20 protein-coding genes and 1 tRNA gene are annotated in these 19,429 nt (G+C 54.2%); 11 read left to right on the forward strand and 10 right to left on the reverse strand.

All coding sequences use genetic code 11. The features are described from left to right. Positions 1 to 2: 2 nt before the first annotated feature. Positions 3 to 1,325 (reverse strand): xylose isomerase, encoded by a 1,323-nt coding sequence (xylA, locus tag Q3H59_RS19900; protein WP_061719300.1) that lies wholly within the window; start codon positions 1,323 to 1,325, stop codon positions 3 to 5. A 345-nt stretch (positions 1,326 to 1,670) separates the two neighbouring features. Here xylA and xylF point away from each other — a divergent pair, with 345 nt between their 5' ends. The 5 genes from xylF to Q3H59_RS19925 all read left to right on the forward strand — a co-directional run bounded on the left by xylF (position 1,671) and on the right by Q3H59_RS19925 (position 6,814). Next, on the forward strand, positions 1,671 to 2,663 hold the full coding sequence (gene xylF, locus Q3H59_RS19905) for a D-xylose ABC transporter substrate-binding protein (protein ID WP_008105256.1): 993 nt from the start codon (positions 1,671 to 1,673) through the stop codon (positions 2,661 to 2,663). Between the two features lie 28 nt (positions 2,664 to 2,691). Next, on the forward strand, positions 2,692 to 4,212 hold the full coding sequence (locus Q3H59_RS19910) for a xylose ABC transporter ATP-binding protein (protein ID WP_192236833.1): 1,521 nt from the start codon (positions 2,692 to 2,694) through the stop codon (positions 4,210 to 4,212). Then, a complete protein-coding gene (xylH, locus tag Q3H59_RS19915) occupies positions 4,205 to 5,386 on the forward strand; it encodes a xylose ABC transporter permease XylH (protein WP_277974323.1) in 1,182 nt (393 codons plus the stop codon). The genes Q3H59_RS19910 and xylH overlap by 8 nt, the downstream gene beginning before the upstream one ends. Before the next feature lie 93 nt (positions 5,387 to 5,479). Then, a complete protein-coding gene (gene xylR / locus Q3H59_RS19920; RefSeq protein ID WP_061719296.1) occupies positions 5,480 to 6,658 on the forward strand; it encodes a D-xylose utilization transcriptional activator XylR in 1,179 nt (392 codons plus the stop codon). A 61-nt stretch (positions 6,659 to 6,719) separates the two neighbouring features. Next, positions 6,720 to 6,814: transfer RNA gene (locus Q3H59_RS19925), tRNA-Sec, on the forward strand. Between the two features lie 18 nt (positions 6,815 to 6,832). Here Q3H59_RS19925 and Q3H59_RS19930 read toward each other — a convergent pair. Next, entirely contained in the window at positions 6,833 to 7,492 is a 660-nt protein-coding gene (locus Q3H59_RS19930; protein ID WP_101763861.1) for a DUF1345 domain-containing protein, read from the reverse strand. A 195-nt stretch (positions 7,493 to 7,687) separates the two neighbouring features. On the opposite strand from Q3H59_RS19930, the gene Q3H59_RS19935 reads away from it, so the two are divergent. Continuing rightward, complete coding sequence (locus Q3H59_RS19935) at positions 7,688 to 8,722, forward strand: RhuM family protein (RefSeq protein WP_309836526.1); 1,035 nt, start codon at positions 7,688 to 7,690, stop codon at positions 8,720 to 8,722. A 111-nt stretch (positions 8,723 to 8,833) separates the two neighbouring features. Continuing rightward, positions 8,834 to 9,682: an AraC family transcriptional regulator gene (locus Q3H59_RS19940; RefSeq protein WP_110868262.1), complete on the forward strand. Its 849-nt coding sequence runs from the start codon at positions 8,834 to 8,836 to the stop codon at positions 9,680 to 9,682. Here Q3H59_RS19940 and Q3H59_RS19945 read toward each other — a convergent pair. Beyond that, the gene (locus tag Q3H59_RS19945; RefSeq protein WP_210081058.1) at positions 9,639 to 10,037 is read right to left on the reverse strand and encodes a helix-turn-helix domain-containing protein; all 399 of its coding nucleotides are present in this window, start codon (positions 10,035 to 10,037) and stop codon (positions 9,639 to 9,641) included. The two genes, Q3H59_RS19940 and Q3H59_RS19945, sit on opposite strands and share 44 nt — an antisense overlap. Positions 10,038 to 10,351: 314 nt before the next feature. Between Q3H59_RS19945 and Q3H59_RS19950 the strand changes: the two genes are divergently transcribed. After that, on the forward strand, positions 10,352 to 10,729 hold the full coding sequence (locus Q3H59_RS19950; RefSeq protein WP_192414310.1) for a DUF1360 domain-containing protein: 378 nt from the start codon (positions 10,352 to 10,354) through the stop codon (positions 10,727 to 10,729). 30 nt (positions 10,730 to 10,759) lie between these two features. Here the strand turns inward: Q3H59_RS19950 and Q3H59_RS19955 are convergent, their stop codons facing one another. Then, positions 10,760 to 11,224 (reverse strand): Rrf2 family transcriptional regulator, encoded by a 465-nt coding sequence (locus tag Q3H59_RS19955; RefSeq protein ID WP_101763865.1) that lies wholly within the window; start codon positions 11,222 to 11,224, stop codon positions 10,760 to 10,762. A 132-nt stretch (positions 11,225 to 11,356) separates the two neighbouring features. Here Q3H59_RS19955 and Q3H59_RS19960 point away from each other — a divergent pair, with 132 nt between their 5' ends. Then, the gene (locus Q3H59_RS19960; protein WP_101763866.1) at positions 11,357 to 11,797 is read left to right on the forward strand and encodes an acetyltransferase; all 441 of its coding nucleotides are present in this window, start codon (positions 11,357 to 11,359) and stop codon (positions 11,795 to 11,797) included. Position 11,798: 1 nt separating this feature from the next. On the opposite strand, the gene Q3H59_RS19965 is transcribed toward Q3H59_RS19960, so the two are convergent. Then, positions 11,799 to 12,791, reverse strand: coding sequence for a LacI family DNA-binding transcriptional regulator (locus Q3H59_RS19965; protein WP_309836530.1), 993 nt, complete (start codon positions 12,789 to 12,791; stop codon positions 11,799 to 11,801). 401 nt (positions 12,792 to 13,192) lie between these two features. Here Q3H59_RS19965 and Q3H59_RS19970 point away from each other — a divergent pair, with 401 nt between their 5' ends. Continuing rightward, positions 13,193 to 14,656, forward strand: a complete 1,464-nt coding sequence (locus tag Q3H59_RS19970) for a sugar porter family MFS transporter (protein ID WP_309836532.1) — start codon at positions 13,193 to 13,195, stop codon at positions 14,654 to 14,656. 45 nt (positions 14,657 to 14,701) lie between these two features. On the opposite strand, the gene Q3H59_RS19975 is transcribed toward Q3H59_RS19970, so the two are convergent. From Q3H59_RS19975 to Q3H59_RS19995, 5 genes are all read right to left on the reverse strand, one after another. Then, positions 14,702 to 15,832 (reverse strand): ROK family protein, encoded by a 1,131-nt coding sequence (locus Q3H59_RS19975; protein WP_210081061.1) that lies wholly within the window; start codon positions 15,830 to 15,832, stop codon positions 14,702 to 14,704. Between the two features lie 8 nt (positions 15,833 to 15,840). Further along, positions 15,841 to 16,581 carry a DNA replication protein DnaC gene (gene dnaC / locus Q3H59_RS19980; protein WP_110868257.1) on the reverse strand — a complete coding sequence of 247 codons (741 nt, stop codon included), beginning with the start codon at positions 16,579 to 16,581 and terminating at the stop codon, positions 15,841 to 15,843. After that, a complete protein-coding gene (dnaT, locus tag Q3H59_RS19985) occupies positions 16,581 to 17,117 on the reverse strand; it encodes a primosomal protein DnaT (protein ID WP_101763871.1) in 537 nt (178 codons plus the stop codon). Before dnaT ends, dnaC begins: the two co-directional genes overlap by 1 nt. Positions 17,118 to 17,228: 111 nt before the next feature. Further along, a complete protein-coding gene (locus Q3H59_RS19990) occupies positions 17,229 to 17,906 on the reverse strand; it encodes a hypothetical protein (protein WP_192236815.1) in 678 nt (225 codons plus the stop codon). Between the two features lie 73 nt (positions 17,907 to 17,979). Beyond that, a complete protein-coding gene (locus Q3H59_RS19995; protein ID WP_137384840.1) occupies positions 17,980 to 18,675 on the reverse strand; it encodes an autotransporter in 696 nt (231 codons plus the stop codon). Between the two features lie 140 nt (positions 18,676 to 18,815). Here Q3H59_RS19995 and Q3H59_RS20000 point away from each other — a divergent pair, with 140 nt between their 5' ends. Further along, entirely contained in the window at positions 18,816 to 19,376 is a 561-nt protein-coding gene (locus tag Q3H59_RS20000; protein ID WP_101763874.1) for a DNA-3-methyladenine glycosylase I, read from the forward strand. Positions 19,377 to 19,429: the final 53 nt, after the last annotated feature.

Here is a 19,429-nt window from a genome sequence, read left to right on the forward strand (position 1 = left end):
AGTTAAAAATCAAACAAGTAGTGATTCACCAGATTCTCCAGCTGTTCCTGGCGTCCACTGCGATGCTGTGGATTAAATTGCTGTTGCTGCGCCTGTTCCGCCAGCGCGGCAAGGGAAAATTCCCCCTTCAGGATCTGCTGTCCGAACTCGCCGTTCCAGCCGCTGTAGCGCTGCGCCACACGCTTATCCAGCTCGCCATCCGCCACCATACGGGCCGCGACTTTTAACGCCAGCGCCATGGTATCCATCGCGCCGATATGGCCGTAGAACAGGTCATATTTATCGGTGCTCTGGCGGCGGACTTTGGCATCAAAGTTTAAGCCGCCGGTGGTGAATCCGCCCGCTTTGATGATTTCGTACAGCACCAGCGCATTCTCTTCCACGCTGACCGGGAACTGGTCGGTATCCCAGCCACACTGCATGTCGCCACGGTTAGCATCCACCGAGCCAAAAATGCCCAGCGCAATGGCCGTTGCGATCTCATGATGGAATGAGTGCCCCGCCAGCGTCGCATGGTTGGCTTCCACATTCACTTTGATCTCTTTCTCCAGCCCGAACTGCTTCAGGAAGCCATAAACTGTCGCGACATCATAGTCATACTGATGTTTCGTCGGCTCCTGTGGCTTGGGTTCAATCAGCAACATGCCGTGGAAACCGATCTTATGTTTGTGCTCCACCACCATCTGCATAAAGCGGCCAATCTGCTCGCGCTCCTGACGCAGGTCGGTATTCAGCAGGGTTTCATACCCTTCACGCCCGCCCCACAGCACATAGTTCTCGCCGCCCAGAGTTTGCGTGGCCTGCATGGCGCTGCACACCTGGCTGGCGGCCCAGGCAAAAATTTCCGGATCCGGATTGGTCGCCGCACCCGCACCGTAACGCGGATGGGTAAAGCAGTTGGCGGTTCCCCACAGCAGTTTCACGCCGGTTTCCTGCTGTTTTTCCAGTAATTTATCGGTCATCACCGCGAAGTTTTCACGATAGCTTTTCAGCGAATCGCCTTCCGGTGAGACATCCACATCGTGGAAGCAGTAATAAGGCACATTCAGTTTATGGAAGAACTCAAAGGCGACATCGGCCTTTTGCTTCGCCAGCTCAAGCGCATCACCCGGCTTCTGCCACGGACGATCAAACGCGCCAACGCCAAACATATCCGCGCCGTTCCAGCAGAAGGTATGCCAGTAACAGGCTGCAAAGCGCAGATGCTCCGCCATGGTTTTACCGAGAATCACCTCGTCCGGGTTGTAATGACGAAACGCCAGAGGATTGCGGGTATTACTCCCTTCATAACGAACGCGATCAAGCTGGTCGAAATAGGCGTGCATAGTTAGCTCCTTAGCATGAGGACCCGAATGGTCAGCTTTGAGCGGTTATTGTGATGATGTAATTTACTGTTGCTCAATTACGATATTTAACACTCAACGTAAGATAATTATTATTTGTGCGCCAGCTCGCAAAATAATGTCGTTATTTTCATTCAGCCTCTCTCACGTCGTTTTTTCTGAAAGCGTTGAAATATCGATCGCGCTCATAAAATCGCAAATAAACCAAAAAACGTAATAGCCGGATAAAAATCAGTAATTGATGTCATCTGAAACTCAGGGCAACAATTCATCGGCCTGGTTATCAGCCTTACAACGACAACAGCCTCAACCTACAGGATTAATACCATGAACATGAAACAATCACTGTTGGCCGCCTGCGCGGCTCTGGCCCTGTTTAGTCACGCGGGTAGCGCTAAAGAAGTCAAAATCGGTATGGCTATTGATGATTTACGTCTGGAACGCTGGCAAAAAGATCGCGATATCTTTGTTAAACAAGCCGAATCACTGGGCGCCAAAGTGTTTGTGCAATCGGCCAACGGCAACGAAGAAACGCAGATGTCGCAAATTGAAAATATGATTAATCGCGGCGTCGATGTATTGGTCATCATTCCTTATAACGGCCAGGTTTTAAGTAACGTGGTGGCGGAAGCGAAACGTGAAGGCATTAAAGTGTTGGCGTATGACCGCATGATAAATAACGCCGATATTGATTTTTATATCTCATTCGATAATGAGAAAGTGGGCGAATTACAGGCCGAAAGTATTGTGAAGCAAGTACCAAAAGGTAATTACTTCCTGATGGGTGGCTCGCCGGTGGATAATAACGCGCGCCTGTTCCGTGCCGGTCAGATGAAAGTGTTAAAACCTTATATTGATAATGGCAGCATTAAAGTGGTCGGCGATCAGTGGGTTGATGCGTGGCTGCCGGAAAATGCGCTGAAAATAATGGAGAACGCCTTAACCGCAAACAGCAACCACATTGATGCCGTTGTGGCGTCGAATGATGCCACCGCAGGCGGTGCGATTCAGGCATTAAGCGCGCAGGGACTTTCCGGCAAAGTCGCGATCTCCGGCCAGGATGCCGATCTCGCCGCCATCAAACGCATTATGAACGGCACGCAAACCATGACGGTTTACAAACCCATCACCGAACTGGCGACTGAAGCAGCCAAAATCGCGGTGGAACTCGGTGACGACAAACAACCCGCCAGCAACAGCAAGCTGAATAATGGCCTGAAAGATGTGCCATCGCGCCTGCTGAATCCTATTCCGGTGAACAAAGACAACATTGAAAGCACGGTAGTCAAAGACGGCTTCCACAAGCAGAGCGAACTCTGAGGCGCGAGCCCGTAAAGGAGAGAGGCCGATGTTGCTGGAAATGAACCATATCACCAAGCGTTTCGGCGCGGTGAAAGCCCTGGATGACGTGAGCCTGCAGCTGGAAGCCGGTGAAGTGATGTCGCTGTGCGGCGAAAACGGCTCGGGGAAATCGACCCTGATGAAGATCCTGTGCGGGCTGTATCCGCACGGTGACTTTGAAGGCAGTATCCATTTTGCGGGCGACGAGATTCAGGCGCAGACCATTCGTGATACCGAACGCAAAGGGATCGTGATCATCCATCAAGAGCTGGCGCTGGTGCGGCAGCTGACGGTGATGGAGAACATTTTCCTCGGCGCAGAGCTGGGACGTTTCGGCATGGTGGATGACGAAACCATGACGTTGCGTTGCCAGCAGCTGCTGGAGCGGGTCAAGCTGCAGGTATCGCCGGATACGCGCGTCGGCGAACTGGGATTAGGCCAGCAACAGCTGGTGGAGATTGCACGCGCCTTGAATAAACAGGTGCGCCTGCTGATCCTCGACGAACCGACCTCTTCGCTCACCGAACAGGAAACGGAGGTGCTGCTTAGCATCATCAAAAACCTGCGCGAACATGGCATCGCCTGCATCTACATTTCGCACAAACTCAACGAGGTAAAAGCGATTTCGGACACCGTCTGCGTGATCCGCGACGGTCAGCATATCGCGACCCGCGCAGCCGCCGGGCTGAGTGAGGATGACATCATCACCATGATGGTCGGGCGCGAGCTGACGGCGCTCTATCCGCATAGCCCACACGAGATTGGCGAAACCCTGTTGCAGGTAGAGAACCTCACGGCGTGGCATCCCATCAACCGCCATATCCGCCGGGTGGATAACGTCTCTTTTAGCCTGAAGCGCGGCGAAATTCTTGGCATTGCCGGGCTGGTTGGTGCCGGGCGAACCGAAACCGTGCAGTGTCTGTTTGGCGTTTGGCCGGGACGCTGGCAGGGCGATATTCATATCAACGGCAAGAAAGTCCGTATCAAGGACTGCCGCGCCGCCATCGCGCACGGCATCGCGATGGTGCCGGAAGATCGCAAAAAGGATGGCATCGTGCCGCTAATGGGCGTGGGCAAAAACATTACGCTGGCCGCGCTGGACCAATTTAGCCCCCGGCTTTCGCTGCTGGATGACGCGCAGGAACAACAGGCAATTAATCAGGCCATTACGCGATTGCGGGTGAAAACCTCGTCGGCGGAACTGCCGATTGGTCGCCTGAGCGGCGGCAATCAACAGAAAGCGATCCTCGCTAAATGCCTGCTGCTCAATCCAAAAATCTTAATTCTTGATGAGCCTACACGCGGCATTGATGTGGGCGCGCGCCAGGAAATCTATCTGCTGATCAATTCGCTAGTGCAGCAAGGGATTGCCGTGATTGTCATTTCGTCTGAGCTGCCCGAAGTGCTGGGCCTGAGCGATCGGGTTTTGGTGATGCATGAAGGCAAAATCAAAGCCGATCTGATTAACGATAACCTGACTCAGGAGCAGGTGATGGAAGCCGCCCTGCGGAGTGAACACTATGTTTAAGACCGAAAGTACGCAACGCGGCCTCACTACGCCGGGTAAAGGTGCGCCAGGTAAATTCTCGCTGCCAAATCTGCAGGTGCTGGTGATGCTGGGTGCGATTGTGCTGATCGCCCTGTTCTTCACCTGGACCACCGACGGTGCCTGGCTCAGCGCACGTAATGTTTCCAACCTGCTGCGCCAGACCGCCATCACCGGCATTCTTGCGGTCGGCATGGTGTTCGTCATTATCTCTGCGGAGATCGATCTCTCGGTGGGTTCGATGATGGGGTTGCTCGGCGGTGCTGCAGCTATCTTTGACGTCTGGCTTGGTTGGCCGCTGCCGCTCACCATCGTCGTAACCCTGGTGATGGGCTTGCTGCTCGGCACCTGGAACGGCTGGTGGGTGGCCTATCGCAAAGTTCCGTCGTTTATTGTCACGCTGGCGGGGATGCTGGCGTTCCGCGGCATTCTGGTCGGCATCACCGATGGCACCACGGTAGCGCCCACCAGCTCGGCGATGTCGCAGATTGGGCAAAGCTATCTGCCTGGCGGGATCGGATTTGGCTTCGGCTTTGCTGGTTTGGCGCTGTTTATCCTCTGGCAATGGCGCTTGCGCCTGCGTCGCCAACAGCTTGGTCTGGCGCAAACTTCCGTCAGCGGTGCGCTGGTGCGGCAGGTCGTCACCGCCATTCTGGTACTGGGCGCGATCTGGCTGCTCAACGATTATCGCGGCGTGCCAACGCCGGTCTTGCTGCTGGCGCTGCTGCTGCTCGGCGGTATGTTTATGGCGACGCGCACAGCCTTTGGTCGCCGGATTTATGCCATCGGTGGCAACCTGGATGCCGCGCGCCTTTCCGGCATTAATGTGGCCCGCACCAAGCTGGCGGTTTTCGCCATCAATGGCGTGATGGTGGCGATTGCGGGCCTGATCCTGAGCTCACGCCTTGGCGCGGGTTCGCCTTCGGCAGGCAACATTGCCGAGCTGGATGCTATCGCCGCCTGCGTGATTGGCGGCACCAGCCTGGCGGGCGGCGTTGGTTCGGTGGCGGGCGCGGTCATCGGCGCATTTATCATGGCGTCGCTGGATAACGGCATGAGCATGATGGATGTCCCGACCTTTTGGCAGTACATCGTCAAGGGCGCCATCCTGCTGCTGGCAGTGTGGATGGATACCGCGACGCGCCGCCGGGTGTAATCGCGTGGGGGATCACAATGTGGCGCAAATTCTTTCTGCTGTCCGTCGTGCCATGCTATGCAAGGTGCTGTCGATTTAGGAGAGTGCGCCACGATGCATGAGAAACGCTTTCGCATTACGTTGCTGTTCAACGCCAATAAGGTCTATGACCGCCAGGTGGTTGAGGGCGTCGGTGAGTATTTACAGGCATCACAAACGGATTGGGACATTTTCATTGAAGAGGATTTTCGTTGCCGCATCGACAATATCCGTGAATGGCTGGGCGACGGGGTTATCGCGGATTACGACGATCCCTCGATTGAAAAACTGCTGGCGAACGTGTCGGTGCCGATAGTTGGCGTTGGCGGATCGTACCATCAGCCGCAGGACTATCCGCCGGTGCATTACATCGCCACCGACAACGCCGCGCTGGTCGAGAGCGCCTTTTTGCATTTGAAAGAGAAAGGCGTGAACCGCTTTGCATTCTATGGCTTGCCCGCAGCCAGCGGCAAACGCTGGGCGCAAGAGCGTGAACATGCGTTTCGCCAGCTTGTGGCGCGCGAGCGTTATCAAGGCGTGGTTTATCAGGGCATGGAAACCGCGCCGGAAAATTGGCAGCACGCTCAAAACCGTCTGGCTGACTGGCTGCAAACCTTGCCGCAGCAAACCGGTATTATTGCCGTCACCGATGCCCGTGCGCGCCATCTGCTGCAGGCCTGTGAATACCTCAAAATTCCGGTGCCGGAAAAGCTCACGGTGATCGGGATTGATAACGAGGAACTGACGCGTTATCTGTCGCGCGTGGCGCTCTCGTCCGTGGCGCAGGGTTCACGCCAGATGGGTTATCAGGCGGCAAAACTGCTGCATCGCCTGCTGGATAATCAGCCTCTGCAACTGCAACGAATTCTGGTGCCACCGGTAAAAGTGATTGCGCGCCGCTCCACCGATTTCCGCTCCTTGCACGATCCCGCAGTGATTCAGGCGATGCATTACATCCGCTTCAACGCCTGCAAAGGCATTAAGGTTGAACAAGTGCTGGATGCCATCGGCATCTCGCGATCGAATCTGGAAAAACGCTTCCGCGATGAAACCGGCGACACCATTCACGCCATGATTCACCGCGAAAAACTGGAGAAAGCGCGCGAGCTGCTGGCGTGTTCTTCGCTGAGCATCAATGAGATCTCACAAATGTGTGGTTACCCGTCGCTGCAATATTTCTATTCGGTGTTTAAAAAGAGTTACGCCAATACGCCAAAGGAGTATCGGCAGCTTCACGGTGAAAACGTGCTGTGACGCACGGCTGAGATCAAGAATTCCGCCGCGATTGTCGCTATACTCCTGCGGCATCTTCAAAGGAAGATCGTCGTCTCCGGTGAGGCGGCCGGATTTCAAATCCGGTTGGGGCCGCCAGCGGTCCTGGGCAGGTTCGACTCCTGTGATCTTCCGCCACTTTTTTGTTTCATTCAGCTAACTCAACAACCCCGCCCCCACATTCACCGACAATCCCAAAATCGCCAGATTGAATACAAACGAAATCACCGACTGTAACAGAGCGATTTGCCGCATATCCGTGGTGCCCGTTGCCACATCGGCGGTTTGCGATGCTACCGCGATGGTGAAAGAGAAGTAGAGAAAATCCCAGTATCCCGGCTGCTCGGGCTTTTCAGGAAAGATCATCGGCGTGACATCCTTGCTGCGCCGCAGATAGTGATGGTGCGCGTAATGCATGGCGAATGACGTCGGAAGCAGCGCCCAGGAAACCACCAAGGTTGCCGCGGTCAGCAGCAGATGCAGCACGCGCGGCGTTCCCGTCAGGCTCTTCAGCGTGGTGAGTTCCATCAGAATCGCCAGAATGCTGACCAGGCAGGTGAGCGTTACCATACTCAACACCAGCGTCGCGCTTTCATCCTCGATTTTAGCAATATGCGGAATATCTTTGGCCTCGGTGCCTAACATGCGCAGCCACAGAAATGCGAGATAGAGCCATGCCAGCACGTTCCAGCCAATCAGCAGACGCTGCAACATGCCCAGATGCGCAGGCAGGAAGAAATAACAGGCCACGCCAGCGACAATCGAAATCAACAAACGCAGGCGCGCACGAAGATAATGCATCAGAGAAAGGCTCATGGTGTCAGAGGCTTAGTGAAGGAAGGTGGATAGGTTAACTGTAGACGCTGATAAAGAGGTTGTAATTGCGGAGCACCCCAACCGTTTACCAAATCTGCTGCGCTGCAGTTGATAAAATAATCGCCAATCGACTAATGAGCTTCATTGCGTCTCTCTGGCATACTGTGCACCAGATCCTATAAGAGCGGAGGCGACATGTCAGAGGAGCAATCCACACCATCACCAGCAGGCGAATTTGTCATGTTTGCGAGCGGCGATGGGAAAGTGCGGGTTGAATGTCGCTTTGAAAACGAAACTCTGTGGCTTTCTCAGGCCATGATATGTGAGCTGTTTGATAAAGCGAAAGCGACCATCAGTGGGCATATCAAAAACATCTTCGAAGAGGGTGAATTGCTGGAAAATTCAGTTGTTCGGTTTTACCGAACAACTGCCAGCGATGGAAAAAATTATCAGGTTCAATACTTTAGCCTGCCAATGATTCTCGCCATAGGTTATCGCGTCCGCTCTGCACGCGGTACTCAGTTCCGCCAATGGGCAACGCAAACCCTGCAAGAATATTTGGTCAAGGGCTTCGTGATGGACGACGAGCGGCTGAGAAATCCGCCGGTTGGTTCATCCGCAGTACCTGACTATTTCGATGAGATGCTGGAGCGTATTCGCGACATTCGCGCCAGTGAGCGTCGGATGTATTTACGCGTTCGCGAGATTTTTGCCTTAGCGGCTGACTATCAACCTTCCCTCAAAGAGACCACGCAGTTTTTTCAAACCATTCAGAACAAATTGCACTTTGCCTGTACCGGTTATACCGCTGCCGAGCTGATTCATTTGCGCGCCAACGCCAGCCAACCTCATATGGGTTTGACCAGTTTCAAAGGTGAAGAGGTGCGCAGAAGCGATGTCACCGTGGCTAAAAATTATCTGGTTCAGGACGAAGTGAGCGAGCTTAATCGCGTGGTCACGATGTGGCTGGATTTCGCAGAAGATCAAGCGCGCCGCCGCCAGCATGTTTTTCTTCGCGATTGGCAGAGCAAACTCGATCAATTTTTGCAGTTTAACGATCGCGATGTGCTGCAAGGTGCAGGTTCAATCAGTAAGAAAATGGCCGATGAAAAAGCGCAGGCTGAATACGGTCAATTCGCCGAGCAACAGCGTCGTTTAAAAGAGGCAGAAGGTGAAAACAACATTGCCGGTCTGCTGCAGTGGCAGACAATCCCTAAGAAATCGAAATGATCGCCGCTGGGCCGCATCCCGCCCTTTCACTCCTCAACTTATACACACCCACGCTTTACTTCCCCACCTATCTCCGCCACTTTGCTCCTTCATCGCATTGTGGAGCCAGGCATGCTAATCCATCCAACTGATACTCTGACTTTTTCCGGCAATCCGCGTCAGGCTGAGCTGCGTCAGCGCCTGCTGCAGCCGGATGCGCCGAAAGTGATTGCCGCTGCGTTAGCGAAGCAGCTGGACCGTGAAACCTTCACCCATCGCCACGCCGCCGGGCAGCTCTTCTGTTTGAAGCAGGGATTGATGACGGTGAAAACGCCGTCGGGTATTTTCGCCAATCCGCCGCGACTGGTGGGCTGGATTCCGCCCTACTTTGAACATGCGATCATCGGGCCGGGCCCGGTGCTTGGCTGGACAGTATTGGTGGACGATGCGCTGGCCACGCCCTTGCCGGATCATCCCGTCCTGCTTTCCTGCCCGTCGGTGCTGGAGCCGCTGGCGGAAAGACTGGCAACCTTATCGCCCGATCACTGGGGCAGCGCGCGCTACCATCGCCTGTGCGAGGTGTTCCTGGATGAGTTATATGAATCAACCGAACATCCGCTGACGTTACCGCTGCCGGCGGAACCGCGCTTGCTGCAGATTGCACGCCTGTTAATGGACGACCCCGCCGATACGCGTACCGGGCCCGAACTGGCGCGCTGGGCGGGACTCAGCCCGCGCAGCCTGAGCCGTCATTGGGCCAGCGCGGTCGGCATGAGCTTGACGCGCTATCGCCAGGTTTCACGTTTACTCAAATCACTGGAAGGATTGGCGGCGGGCAAAAGTGTGCAGCAAGTGGCGTGGCAGGTCGGATTCGACAGCGTTAGCAGCTATATCAGCGCTTTTCGCAGCGCGTTTGGCTCAACGCCCGGCAAATACTTTACGCCGCCAGCCGACTCTGCGGATGCAAAAACAGCAAACTAGCAGGCCCATCAATGTCCGGCAAACTGTGCTGATATTTGCGTCGGAACGCGCCGGGCGGCAGATCGCACATGCGGCGGAAAGTGCGGCAGTAAGTTTGCTGCGAGTCGAAGCCATATTTGATGGCGATATCCATCAGCGGCGTATTGCTGTTCAACAGCGCAATCACCGAAGCCGTTAACTTGCGTTCGCGAATGTAGGTGCCCAGCGCAACGCCGGTGTAACTGCGAAACAGTCGCTGCAGATGCCACTGCGAATATCCCGCGCGGCGCGCCACGGTTTCCAGAATGAGTTTCTGCTCAATATTGTCCTCAATCCAGAGCATCAGTTGCTGCATAAAAGCGGCGTGCATATCCATTTTTCCTCCTGATGTCGAAATGAATACCGTGATACCGATAAATCGTCGCACATCCCGTAGCGGCGCGATTTATCGCGCAATGAATTGCGCCGCTACGATCAGTGCGCTCTGAAATTTCGGTTTCAGCGATTAACTGACAAGCATTATAAGAAGACGTTAGCTGGCTATGTGATGGTCAAAAGCCAATAAATAACGATAACTCGCCAATTTATGGCTGTTCCTACAGCTAGGACTCTTCGGCATCTTGTAGCCAAATGCATCATGTAATATTGTTAGTTACATGAAATGATACTTTGAGATGAAAAGGAGAATGTATGAGCAGCTTAATAATATCGAACCTGTCAATATGCCTGGCGATCGCACTGGCATCGGCCAGTATTTCCATGACAATTACCCAAACTGAGCTATTCGCGGGATTACGCGCATGGACCGCTAAAAAGAACGCATTATTGGGTCACTTGTTTCATTGCTTCTATTGCATGAGCCACTGGGTGGTATTTTTCGGCATGGTGGTTTATCACCCTGATTTATTACATAGCGGAATGGCAATTGCTGACTGGCTGATGACAGCATTTATCACCCTCACACTAACAACCTTTATTAATGGTTTGATGTTTAAGGTTTTCCAGGCGGCCATTACTACGCACGTCATGAAGCATGAAGCACAAATCACCTTACAAAAACAGGATTAACCGATGTGATGAATAACCGGGAAAAATCGGTTATTCACTGCATTTAGGGAAGGTATTGGACGGGAGGCCAAGTTTAGCCATTTTACTCAGATAATCGTCGCTAATATCGGCAACAGTAATTTGGCTAAAGCGCTTCAACAACAGCGCTTCCGCTTCGCTAAGGGTTTGATCGAGTTGCGCATCAACGGCATGCTCAACCAGACAAGGCGAGGGCTCCGCAGCCGGACCAATGCTAAACAGCGCTGGTGCGCCGATTGCCTGATAAACATCCAGCAGGGATATTTCCGTTAACGCCACACGCAGCTCCCATCCACCACCGTGCCCTTTTTCTGACACCACATACCCTTTATCACGCAGGCCGGACATCATCCTGCGCACCACCACCGCATTAGTGCCCAACATTTTAGCCATCGTTTCTGAAGTGGCGCGTTTAACGTGCCGATCCAGATGTATCAGTGCGTGCAACGAGCGGGACAAGCGATTATCGCGCGGCATAAATCATTCCTCTAAAATTCACCACACTCTAACAAAGGAGTGAAGTGGCAACAATTTATCGCGCTATCATCGAGTCAAAAGCTTAATCATCAGCGTTTACGGATATGACACGAAAATATCAAGGAGAACACCATGAAAGGAATTTACCCCGCTCAGAGGAGCGATTTCGAGGCGATAACCACGGTATGGGAAGCCTCGGTGCGGGCGACGCATCATTTCCTGCAAGATGCGGATATACGCGCTCTGCGCCCGTTGGTGCGCGAGCAATATTTGCCGATGGTTGAGCTGCGTGTTTATCGCGATGAACAACAGAACATCGTCGGTTTTCTCGGCGTGGCGGATAATCGGCTGGAGATGCTGTTTGTCGCGCCGCAAGTGTTTGGTCTCGGCATAGGCAAACAGCTACTGCGCTTCGCCATCGAACAAATGAATGTCACCGAACTGGATGTGAACGAGCAGAATCCGCAGGCGCTAGGTTTCTATCAGCATCAGGGATTTGTTATCACCGGCCGCTCGCCGCTGGATGGTCAGGGAAATCCTTTTCCGCTGCTTCATCTGCGCTATGCGCCGTGATTTAAATGGTCGCGCCCATTGAAAGGCGATAATGCAGGTCGACCTGCTCGATGGTGGGCTGCTGGTTGACCTTTTTCAGGATGATCTCCGTCGCCACTTTTCCCATCTCAAAGCGCGGCGTGATCACGCTAGCTAAGCGTGGCGTGGTTGCCTGACCAATTTCCAGCCCGTGAAAACCGGCAATCGCCATCGCTTGTGGCACGGCAATGCGCGCCGCCTGACACTCCTGCAGCACGCCAACCGCCAGATCGTCATTGGTACAAAGAATCGCATCCATCTCCGGATAGAGCTGGCGCGCCAGCGTCATCATGCCGGTACCAATCGATACCGAAGAGACTTTGTTCGGCACAATCCGGCCCGCAGGCAACCCGGCCGCTTCAACCGCATCGCGATAACCGGCGTAGCGTTGCTCATCACGACGATCGGACATCGAACCAAAATAGATAACGCGCTGTTTGCCGCTGGCCAGCAGCATCGCCGTCATGTCGTAGCCGGCGCGATAGTTGTCGAAACCCACATTGATGCGTCCACGCGCCTCGGTCAGCCCCATCACTTCCGCCACCGGAATGTTGGCGGCGTTTAGGTATTTTTCTGCGCGCACGGTGTGCACGGATTCGGTCAGGATCAGCCCTTTGATGTTAAAGGCCAGCACCGTGGCGATCTGCTCCTCTTCACGCTGGGCGTTGTAGTCGTAATTGACCACCAGCGTTTGATAACCGTGCGCGCTGGTCACCGATTCAATGCCCGCCAGCAAGTCGGCAAAGATTTGATTATTAAAAGAAGGAATTAAAACGCCGATGCGCGGTGGGTTCTGTTTGGTCGACGAGACATTTTCGCTATCCGCGACGTAGCCAATTTCGGCAATCACGCTGGCGATTTTCTCCGCCGTTTCCGTTTTGACCTTTTCCGGCGTGCGCAGATAGCGACTTACCGTCATTTTGGTGACGCCCGCCAGGGTAGCAATATCGTCCAGAGTGATGCGCTGCGTTTTCATTACGGCGTCCGCAAAGAGGGGCTGATAATCAACGTATTATGCCCGTTGCCTGTTAAAAAATGAAACGCACCCGTGCGCTCCGTCGGGTGAAATAAACCCGGCAAACCCGCGTATTCAACAGAATGAAAATTCCAATAAAAAGCAAATTTTGCAATGCCCTTACAGAGTGAATTGATGAAAAACCTATCATTTCATTGGGCTATAAGCATACTCCTGGCGACTTATTCGGCAATTTTCGCCACCCCCTTCACACTTTTCGGAAAAAATGATCCAAATACCATCATTTAGAACATATATTCCAACACGAAGACCTCGCGTGAATAAAAGTTGAACATCGAAACCTACACCATCCTCTTTCTGGACAAGTAACGTTCAGGCCGTAGAGACAAGGGGCTATAACAATGGATACCAGGCAAAAACGCTACAACATGAAGTATGTCATTCTCTGCTGTACTGTCGCGGCATTCGGCGGTCTGCTGATGGGATATGACTCTTCCATTATCTCCGGTGCAATCGAACCCTTAAGTGAATATTTCCAGTTAACGCCCGCTGAAACCGGCTGGGCCGTTTCCAATATCCTGCTCGGCAGTTTGATCGGCTGCTTTATGGCACCGCGCCTCAGTGACAAGCTGGGACGTAAAAAATCCCTCGCCATCACCGCCCTGCTGTTTACCGTTTCGGTAATCGGCACGGCGTTGGCGCATAACTTCACCGTGTTTGTCATCTTCCGCATGATTGGCGGATTAGCGATTGGCCTGGCGTCGGTGATTTCGCCTATCTATCTGGCCGAGCTGTCACCTTCGAAGTTTCGTGGCCGTACCACCGCGCTCTATGCGGTGTGCTGCGTCGGCGGACAATCGGTGGTGTTGCTGACTAACTACTTCATCACCAAATCCACCTTGCCGGATGTGATGATCAACATGGGCTGGCGCTACATCCTCGCCACCGCGCTGGTGCCGTGCGCGCTGTTTATTTTGTTCATCGCCTTTATCCCGGAATCACCGCGCTGGAACGTGCTGAAAGGCAAGTACGATGAAGCGCTGGATACGCTGACCAAAATCTCTAACCGCGAACATGCCGAGAGCGTGTTCAACGAAATCAAACATTCGTTTTCTGATAAAACCGCGCAGCAGCACAAATCGCGTCTGCGTCTGGATAAAACCACCATTCCATTGCTGATTGTCGGCATCGGTTTGGCGGTGGGTAACCAGATCAGCGGTATCAACGTCATTCAGTACTTTGGGCCAACCTTGCTGAAAAACGTCGCGGGCAGCACTGACTCAGCGCTGCTGCAAACCTTCTGGCTGTCGATTTGTCAGTTTATTGGCGTGCTGGCGGGGATGATGCTGATCGATAAAGTCGGTCGTCGTAAGCTGCTGCTGCTGGGCGCGATCACCTCTTGCGTGTGCCTGACCTACTCCTTCATCGCCTTCTATTACCACTTGCCGGGTATGCTGGCGGTTATTGGCCTGTTCGCTTACATGATTTTCTTCGGTATGACGTGGGGCCAGATCGTCTGGACGGTGCTGGGCGAAGTGTTTCCAACCGAGATTCGTTCGATTTGCGTGGGGATTTCCATCTGCGCGATGTCGATGGCCAACTTTGTTATCAGCAGCACCTTCCCGATCATGAACAGCAGCCCGATGCTGCTGGATATGTTCCACGGTGGCTTCCCGCTGTTGCTGTTCGCGATCTTCTCGCTGGGTATGTACTTCTTCACCTTCCGCTATCTGCCAGAAACGGCTGGCGTGTCGCTTGAGAAGATTCATGCGCTGGTGCTGTGTAAATTTAACGTCGAAGCAGAGTTGCCGGAGACGACGTCTACCGTGAAGGCGAGCGAATCATTTGATATTCCACGGCATTAATCGGTAAGGATACGGATCTGCAGGGCGCCCTTTATGGCGCCCTTGTTAACTCAGGCGTTCATACTGCTCAATCACCGCCAGCGCTAAACCGTTGGCCGGATCGATACGCAGCGGCAGGAAATGCAGCGCGGTATGGGCGAAGGTAAAGGCCAGCGCACCGGCCTGCGCCGCCTGCTGCACCGCCTGCACAAACGCTGGCTGCGCATTCCACGGCCCATCAATAATGATGCTGGCCGGATTCACCAGCTGCATCACCTGACTCAACGCGTTGCCCAAGTGGGTGCCCGCCTGCGTCATCACCTCTTTCAGGATTTCCGGTTCGCTATCGCCATTCTGCCAGCGCAGGCCCGGTTTACGTTTTGCCAGTTGCTGCTGAATGGCCGGTTTGCTCACCAGCGTTTCCAGACAACCTAAGCGGCCGCAGCTACAGCGTTCGCCGTTGGGTTGCACGATAAGATGGCCGATCTCGCCCGCCGTCCAGCTGCTGCCGGTAAACACTTCGCCGTGTTCCACCAGCGCGCCACCTAATCCTTCAGAAATTCGCAGATAGAAATGGCTTTGCGACTTATTCAGTTCGAGTTGCTGCACCGAAAGCAGCGCCGCAGCTTTGACGTTATTCATGATGCGCAGCGGCAGCGGCATCTCGTGGCTGAGGATGGTCATCACATCCACATCCTGCCAGCCCAAATGCGCGGAAAAATGCACCCAGCCGCGATGCGGATCGATGATGCCAGGGAAACCAATCGCCACGCCGAGCAGCTCGGGATGCGCCGCGTGCAAGGTCTGGCACACTTCCACCAGCTCATGCAGCAACTGCTCGGGATCGCTGGTTTCGGTGCGCCAGGTTTGCTCGGCAATCACCTGCGAGAAATAGTCGCACACGCGCCAGTGAATCGCCTGGCGCTCCACCATGATGCCCGCGCTTTTCAGCTTTTCGGCGCGCAGCGAGATTTCGATTTTCGGCCGGCCCGCTGACGCCACGCTAACCGGGCCGAGCTCATTGATCAGCCCGGCTTCCAGCAAATCATCGACAATCAGTGAAACGGTGTTTTTGCTCAGCTCGAGCGCTAATGCCAGATCCTGGCGGGAGGTGATGCGGGTGGTGCGCAGTTGCATCATCACCCGCTTCAGGTTGTTCAGGCGAAGTAGTGCTGGACCTTTACCGGCTGCTTTCATAGCACTCCTCAATACTCATCACCGCGCACACGGCTGCGATAACTTTCCCAGTCAAAGCGCACCCACAAGCTGTTGCCGAGGCGCATACGGTCCATCACGCGTTCACCCAGCAGCGAATTCATGCCGGCGGGATCGAGGTTCGATAACATGCCCGTTGGGCGTTTCGACGATGAGCGGCGATCAACAATCTGATTGATGATCACTTTTTCATAGCGCGATTCACTCTGCATGCCGATCTCATCGATCACCAGCAGATCCACATGGCTGAGATCGTGCAGCAGGCGCTCTTCAGTTAAATCGCTGCCGCCGCTGAAAGTGCCTTTCATGCTCGACATCAAGTCGGCCACGGTCACAATCAGCACGCTTTTACCGCGAATAATCAGATCGTTACCAATCGCCGCGGCAAGGTGGTTTTTACCGGTGCCGGGACGACCGGAAAAAACAAAACTGGAGATGCTGTTTTCAAATCCGGCGGCGTATTCGCGCGCCATGGCCAGCGCTTTGCGCTGCCCATCATTTTCCACGCGATAGTTGTCGAACGAGCAGTTCATGTGCAGCTCGCGGATGCCCGAGCGCCCCATGATGCGCTGCATTTTCATCGCGCGGTTTTCTCGCACAATCGCTTCCGAGCGCAAGCGGCCCTGTTCCTGGTTCCAGGCCAGCAGCTCCGCGCCGCTTTTGAATTTCGGCTGCACTTCGGACGGCATCATCTTTTTCAGGCGACTAAAAAGATCGTTCGGCGTTTTCATTACTCACCTCGGAATCCATCGGGAATATCGTAATCAGTATTGCTGATTTGCGTGAGATCGCGCTTTGGCTGTCCGCCATTGGCGGCGCGATTCATCTGCACGCTGCGCGCTAGCTTCTGCTGCCACTGCACATGATGGAACAAACGGCCTTCCGCCTGCCAGTACGCCACAAACGTGGCCAGCTCGGCGGCGGTAACCGGTTCACTCAACGCAACGCCCCAGATGGCGGCCTGACGCTGAAAATCGCTATCGGGCTGCCAGCCTTCATACATCGCGAACTTGCCCACCGGCGTGGCGATGGGCGCGCTTTCGGTCTGAAACAGACTCTCATCCAGCGTGACATCATTGGGCTGCTGCGCGGCGGCTTCCAGCGCCAGCAGCTGCGCCAGACGCTGCGGCGTGAGCGCATAAAACGCCGGCGTATTGTTATGCAGCACCGCCAGCGTGCCGTTATCGGCCTGCTGCAGCACGGCGAGCGGGTCATGGCAGAAGCCATCCAGCCCCACCAACGTTGAAGATAAGATTTTGACTGACATGAAGAAACCTGACGTTAACCAGCATGGTGCGCCGGGCGGCAAATTCAGCCCGGCGTTATGCGGTAAGTGTACCTGTTTTAGGACAAGTGATCGTCAAAAAGGTCGCAGCGATTAGCGTGGCATCGTCAGCGGTTCGGCGCGATCCACATGGCGTGACGCGTGCGGCACCCGAACCGCGACAGGCTGCGGCCGGGTTTGCCAAAGATAGCGAGCCGATGCGATCAGGCACAGGCTGTAGCCAAACATCTCGCTGCCCTCTTCCGCCATGTTTTTTACCACGCGGTTATAACCATCGAGCATCAGATGTTCCCACAGCTGATGCATGCCAAACAGGCGCGAAAACACCAAAATAGCCAGTAAACCTGCGGCCATCATCTGCCAGCTGCGATGCTGAACCAGCGACGCCAGGCCGGGCAGGATCTGGCGCGGCTGGCGGAAGGCCATCGCCAGACAGGCCGCCGTCGTCGCCAGCGCAAACCACAGCCATGCGCCGTGCCTGATGAAATCGAACAGGAAGTCCATCTCACGAATCAGCATGCAGCTGTAAAAACCGCCGACCAGGATCAGCACGCTGCGTTGTGATGGCCGCTGCCAGGCCGAGAGGAAATAGAAGGTGGCGATGAGCAAGAGCATCAGCTCCTGGGTGATTTCGGTGAAGGAGGTTTCGTGCAGGGCATCGTTCATCCAGTTGACGTCGATGTAGACCATCGCCATACAGAAAACGAGCACCAATCCACTGATGAGAAAGGCCGTAACTTCACGGCTAATAAGAATAATATTGTTGCGCATATTGTGACCAAAGTAATGATTAGCGCGCTTAGTATATGGACCTCAGGTTTTGTCACTTCTCTTTTTATGCCGATTAGAAGCTGGCGCTGACGCCCAGGCTATAAATAAACTGCTCACCGCTGGTCACTGCGCCGGTTTGCGCAAAAGAAGCAAAGGCCGCCATATTTTGCCCCAGCGGCATATTTGCGCCGACGCTGACATCCACCCAATTATTTTCCCGTCCGTTGATATCCTCGGCTCGTTCGCGGGTGGGCGATGGCAACTCTTCATTTACCAGATGGCTGTAACTTACCTGCGCCCACGGCGATATCCCACTAAAGCTAGAATCCACGCGCCAGCCAACGGAGGCAATGTGCTCGGCGTTGTTGCTATCCACTCCTGCGCACTTCGGACAGCTCAAAGTCGAATCATCTACCGCAAACTGCGCCACCGGCCCGGTGCTCACCGCTTTACTCATCGGCATCGACCAGCCGGCAGAGTAGCGATTAACAAAAGGCGTAGCGCCGACGCTGGCGGTTTCACTGTGCATCACCAGCGCGTAGTCATTCGGCGAGTTAAGCGCGGCGTCAAACAGGTTGGCATCGGGGTTTTCTGTCAACATCAGGTGATTACTGGAAATTTTTTCAGCAAGTATGGCGTTGTAATCGGGTGCGCTATTCTGGCTCGATTGATCAAAGGCATAGGTATTCCCGGCCAGAAAAAATAGCCATACACTGCCAAAAGCCAGCGCGATTATATGCTGGCCTGTCCGCTGACTTTTCTGCAACATGAAGGACTCCTGACGAGCCGGGAAGAGATGGGCGTTTAGGTTTTATAAGATCTATATCGGCGCCCCTTGTATAACTATTAATCGCTTTTGCCATTCGTCAAGGGAACTACCGCTATTTCATAGGCTAAGGGAGTGATGCAATGCAACGTTGTGGCTGGGTAACTGAGGATCCACTGTATCTGGCGTACCACGATAAAGAGTGGGGCGTGCCGCAAACCGATAAGCGAGTCTTATTTGAAATGGTCTGTCTTGAAGGCCAACAGGCCGGACTTTCATGGATTACGGTACTGAAAAAACGCGAAAACTACCGCCGCGCGTTCCATGAATTTGATCCCGCAGCCGTGGCGTTGATGGATGAAAGCGACATGGCACGGTTGATGCAAAATGCGGGACTGATTCGCCATCGCGGCAAGCTGGAAGCGATCATCAACAATGCGCGTGCCTTGCTAGCGCTGGAAGCCACCGGAGAGGAGTTTTCACGCTTTATCTGGTCTTTTGTCGACCATACGCCGATTTTGCACCGTTACGCGAATTACAAAGACGCGCCAACGACCTCCGAGCCCGCGATTGCGCTGTCGAAAGCACTTAAGAAGCGTGGTTTTAAATTCGTCGGCCCCACAACCTGCCACTCATTTCTACAGGCCTGCGGCTTAATTAACGATCATCAAACCAGCTGTTTTTGCCATCCTGATAATCTTTAAAGCAAAAGTTTACAAATTAAGACTGACCCTCACGCATTTCCCCATAATTGAAC

The sequence above is a fragment of the Pantoea sp. SORGH_AS_0659 genome, assembly GCF_031453915.1.
Taxonomy (GTDB): domain Bacteria; phylum Pseudomonadota; class Gammaproteobacteria; order Enterobacterales; family Enterobacteriaceae; genus Pantoea; species Pantoea leporis.